Here is a 3,899-nt window from a genome sequence, read left to right as displayed (position 1 = left end):
CGCTGGTGGGCTTTGTCAGCACCGATCCCATCGAGCCCGACCAATGAGGCGCGCCATCCGGGGTGAGCGGGGTTTTACCCTGCTGGAATTGCTGATTGCCGTGGCCATCTTCGCCCTGCTGGCGTTGGCCACCTATCGCATGCTGAGCAGCGTAATGCAGGCCGATAAAGCCACCCGTGAGCATGAACAGCAGCTACGTGAACTGGTGCGCGCGATGGCCGCCTTTGAGCGCGATGTGCTGCAAGCGGTGCCGCGACCCGTGCGCGATCCCTTTGGCGAAAAGCGTCCGGCGTTACTGGGTACTGACGGCGATGCGACAGCGCTGGAGTTCACCCGAACCGGCTGGCGCAACCCAATGGGCGCCTCCCGTTCACGCTTGCAGCGGGTGCGTTGGGAACTCAGTGGCGAACTGCTGCAGCGGCGTTATTGGAATGTGCTTGATCAGGCCCAGGACAGCCAGCCGCAAGTGCAGGCCGTGCTCGACGGCGTCACGCGTTTGACCCTGCGCTATATGGATCGTCAGGGCCAATGGCTACCGAGTTGGCCACCCACCGACGGCAATGAACGTGAGCGTTTTGAGCAATTGCCCAAAGCCGTCGAACTGGTGGTGGAACATCGCCGCTATGGCACGCTGCGGCGTGTACTGCGTTTGCCGGACATTCCCAAAGTCGGCGGCAATACAGAAGGCCAGCCGCCGGAGCCGGGCGAAGAGCAGGTGGCACCATGATCCGCCAACGGGGTGTAGCGCTGATTACCGTGCTGTTGGTGGTGGCCGTTGTCACCGTTGTGTGCGCCGGCATGATCGCGCGCCAGCAAGTGTCTATTCGCAGCAGCGCCAACCTGTTGGATGTGCGCCAAGCCTGGCAATACGCCTTGGGTGGCGAGACCTTGGCCAAGGCGCTGCTTAAACAGGACTTGCGGGGTGGCGATCCGCGTCAGCCGGTCGATCATCTGGCCGAAGCCTGGGCCAAGCCGTTGCGGCCATTTGAGCTGGATGAGGGCGGGGTGCTGAATGTGCGCATTGAAGACCCCAGCGGGCGCTTTAACCTCAACAGTTTGGTCACCAAGCAACAAGTCAATGAACTGGCCGTTACGCGCTTTCGCCGCCTGTTATTGCGCCTGGGCATCGTCGCCCCGTATGCCGAGCGGCTGGCCGACTGGCTGGATGCCGACGATGAAGCGACCGGCAGCGACGGCGCCGAAGACAATCAATACTTGTTGGCCAAACCGGCCTATCGCGCGGCTAACCGTCGCCTGCAAGACGTCTCCGAGCTACGGTTACTCTTGGGTATGACCGAGGCGGATTATCGTCGCCTGCTGCCCTATGTCAGCACCTTGCCGGCAGATGCCACGCTTAACGTTAATACGGCGGGGGCCGTGGTGTTGTCTTGCCTGGCCGATGGCCTGACCCCGGCGATGGCGCAAGGTGTGGTCCAGGCGCGCGGCAGTCAAGGTTTCGCCACGGTGGATGCCTTTATGGCGCAACCAGGCTTGGCTGGGCAGGGGGTCGACGCGCAAGGCTTGGCTGTCGGCACTTCCTATTTTCAGGTTATTAGCGAGGTGCGTATGGGCGACCGCCGGCAGGTGGTGGTGAGCATGCTGCACCGCGATGAGCAAGGACGTGTGCGGGTCTTGGCCCGTGATCTTGGGCAAGATGGCTTTGCCGCTGTGGCGACCACTAGCGGGCAAGCAGCAGGAACCGATAAGGAGCAGGCACCATGAGCCTGGTAACGATATTTCTCCCCGCCGCCGCGGCGTTGGCCGTCGATGAGGGCCTGGCGGTGCACCGGGTAAAAGCGGGTGTGCATGATCAGCTGTTGCTGGCCGATGCCATGGCTGAGTTAGAAGAGCCCTGGCGGCTGGTGCTGCCCGTGGAGGCGGTTACCTGTTGTGCGGTACAACTGCCCACGCAGAAAACCCGCTGGTTGCGTCAGGCCCTGCCATTCGCAGTGGAGGAGCTGCTAGCCGAGGAGGTCGAGCTTTTCCACTTGGCCTTGGGCGCGCCACTGGAAGACGGTCGCCATCGTGTTTACGCCGTGCGCGCGGCATGGCTGCAAGGTTGGTTGGCGTTGTGCGCAGTGCTGCCCAGCAGCATTCAGATAGACGCCGACCTATTGCCCGAGCAGGGCACGCAGCTGTGCTGGTCAGACGAGCGCCTGTTGCTCGGTGGCCAAGTGGCCACACGGATGGCGCTGGCTATGGAGGATTGGCCGGCCCTGGCTGAGCAATGTCCGCTGCCGCTGCAGGTTATAGCGCCGACAAACCAGGCCCTGCCCGATGGCGTTGATACTGCTCAGCGTGAAGACGACATTTATCTATGGCTGGCCACGCAAACCGGCGGCTGCAACCTGGCCCAGGGCGAGCTGGCCAATCGGGAAAATAGCCAAGGCTGGAAACGCTGGCAGGCTGTGCTCGGTCTTGTTGGACTTTGGCTGGTGCTGCAATGGGGGTTCAACCTGGGACAGGCCTGGCAGTTGCAGCACAAGAGCGACGCCATTGCCGCCGCCAACGCTGCGCTGTACCGCGAGCTTTTTCCCCAAGACAGTAAATTAATCAACTTGCGTCACCAACTGGATGAGCACTTGAGCCAAGGCGCCACCAGCGGCAAGAGCCGTCTACTGACGCTGATGGAAATGGCCAGCACCGCCGTGCAAGCCGACGGTGGGTTGGTGCGCGTGCAGCAGTTGGATTTCAGCAATATTCGCGGCGATCTTGCCTTGCAACTGCAAGCCCCCGACTTCAGCGCGTTGGAGCGCTTGCGTCAACGCCTGGCAGATTCCGGCCTGGCGGTACAGCTGGGCTCGGCCAGTCGAGAAAGCAATGGCGTCAGCGCGCGCCTGGTAATAGGAGGGCAGGGATGAATACCGCGGTGATCAAAAACCAACTTCTTGAACGCTGGCAGCGCTCGCCCCTGCAACGGCGCTGGAGCACATTAGTGCCGCGCGAACGTCTGGCGTTGGCGTTGATGCTGCTATTCGTGCTCGGTGCGCTGCTGTACATCAGCCTCTGGCAACCGGCGCAGCATCGCCTGACTAATGCCCGTGAGGCCTTGGCCCAACAGCTGGAGCTGAGCGGCTACCTGCAAGCCAAGGCACCACTGGCCCGCGCCCTGGTGGAAAAACCCACCGCCAGCTTGGCCCCCGACCAACTGCAAGGCCTGGTCACCAGCAGCGCCGCCGCTGCGCAGTTAACCATCGAGCGTATCGACAATAGCGGTGATGGAAGCCTGCAAGTGAATTTGCAGCCGGTGGCATTCAACCAACTGCTGCGTTGGTTTACCGAACTGGAGGGGCAGGGCGTGCGCATCGATGAGGCCGGGTTGGACCGTAATGAAGAAGGCCTGGTGACATCGCGGCTGACGTTGCGCGTGGCGCAGTAAATTCGGTCGTGCATTTGAGCTTGTTGGGGTGCCGGTGTATGCCGTGGTGCACACACCGTGCGCGGAGCGGCATACCCTACGGCAAAATTTAAAACGCTATTTGCAGAAAATTTCTATACAGGGTGTTGACTTAGCTACGGCCCACGCGTAAATTTCGCGCCTCGCAAGCAAGGGGTGATTAGCTCAGCTGGGAGAGCATCTGCCTTACAAGCAGAGGGTCGGCGGTTCGATCCCGTCATCACCCACCACTTGTGAAACCGGACGAAAGTCCACCGACGCGCAGCGGTAGTTCAGTCGGTTAGAATACCGGCCTGTCACGCCGGGGGTCGCGGGTTCGAGTCCCGTCCGCTGCGCCATATCTGCCCCGAGGCCCACTGAACGCCTTGGAGCTACGAAGAAACCACTGGTTACTTCGAGTCGATAGCAAAGACCCTGGTCGAAAGGCCGGGGTTTTTTGTGTCTGCGATTTGGCTGCAGGTACGCCTCGGTCAAATAATGTGGGAGTGGGCAAACCCACTCC

General features: G+C 61.6%; 4 protein-coding genes and 2 tRNA genes. All 6 read left to right on the top strand.

Going from position 1 to position 3,899, the window contains the following annotated elements; translation table 11 throughout:
• The first annotated feature begins 55 nt into the window (after positions 1-55).
• The 6 genes from gspJ (at position 56) to AAAB16_RS13010 (ending at position 3,735) form a co-directional block, all read left to right on the top strand.
• The gene (gene gspJ / locus AAAB16_RS13035; RefSeq protein WP_340663708.1) at positions 56-727 is read left to right on the top strand and encodes a type II secretion system minor pseudopilin GspJ; all 672 of its coding nucleotides are present in this window, start codon (positions 56-58) and stop codon (positions 725-727) included.
• Positions 724-1,722 (top strand): type II secretion system minor pseudopilin GspK, encoded by a 999-nt coding sequence (gene gspK, locus AAAB16_RS13030; protein ID WP_340663707.1) that lies wholly within the window; start codon positions 724-726, stop codon positions 1,720-1,722. The genes gspJ and gspK overlap by 4 nt, the downstream gene beginning before the upstream one ends.
• Positions 1,719-2,861 (top strand): type II secretion system protein GspL, encoded by a 1,143-nt coding sequence (gspL, locus tag AAAB16_RS13025; protein WP_340663706.1) that lies wholly within the window; start codon positions 1,719-1,721, stop codon positions 2,859-2,861. The genes gspK and gspL overlap by 4 nt, the downstream gene beginning before the upstream one ends.
• Complete coding sequence (locus AAAB16_RS13020; protein ID WP_340663705.1) at positions 2,858-3,379, top strand: type II secretion system protein M; 522 nt, start codon at positions 2,858-2,860, stop codon at positions 3,377-3,379. The genes gspL and AAAB16_RS13020 overlap by 4 nt, the downstream gene beginning before the upstream one ends.
• Positions 3,380-3,551: 172 nt before the next feature.
• Positions 3,552-3,627 (top strand) — tRNA-Val (locus tag AAAB16_RS13015).
• Positions 3,628-3,658: 31 nt separating this feature from the next.
• Positions 3,659-3,735: transfer RNA gene (locus AAAB16_RS13010), tRNA-Asp, on the top strand.
• Positions 3,736-3,899: the final 164 nt, after the last annotated feature.

Source organism: Pseudomonas sp. (assembly GCF_037994325.1).
In the GTDB taxonomy this organism is placed as follows: Bacteria; Pseudomonadota; Gammaproteobacteria; order Pseudomonadales; family Pseudomonadaceae; genus Aquipseudomonas.
This window is presented reverse-complemented; position numbering and strand designations above follow the sequence as displayed.

Excerpts from the sequence above, each read along its gene's own strand:
- gspK (WP_340663707.1), top strand. The coding sequence starts at position 724 with ATGATCCGCCAACGGGGTGTAGCGCTGATTACCGTGCTGTTGGTGGTG.
- gspL (WP_340663706.1), top strand. The coding sequence starts at position 1,719 with ATGAGCCTGGTAACGATATTTCTCCCCGCCGCCGCGGCGTTGGCCGTC.
- AAAB16_RS13020 (WP_340663705.1), top strand. The coding sequence starts at position 2,858 with ATGAATACCGCGGTGATCAAAAACCAACTTCTTGAACGCTGGCAGCGC.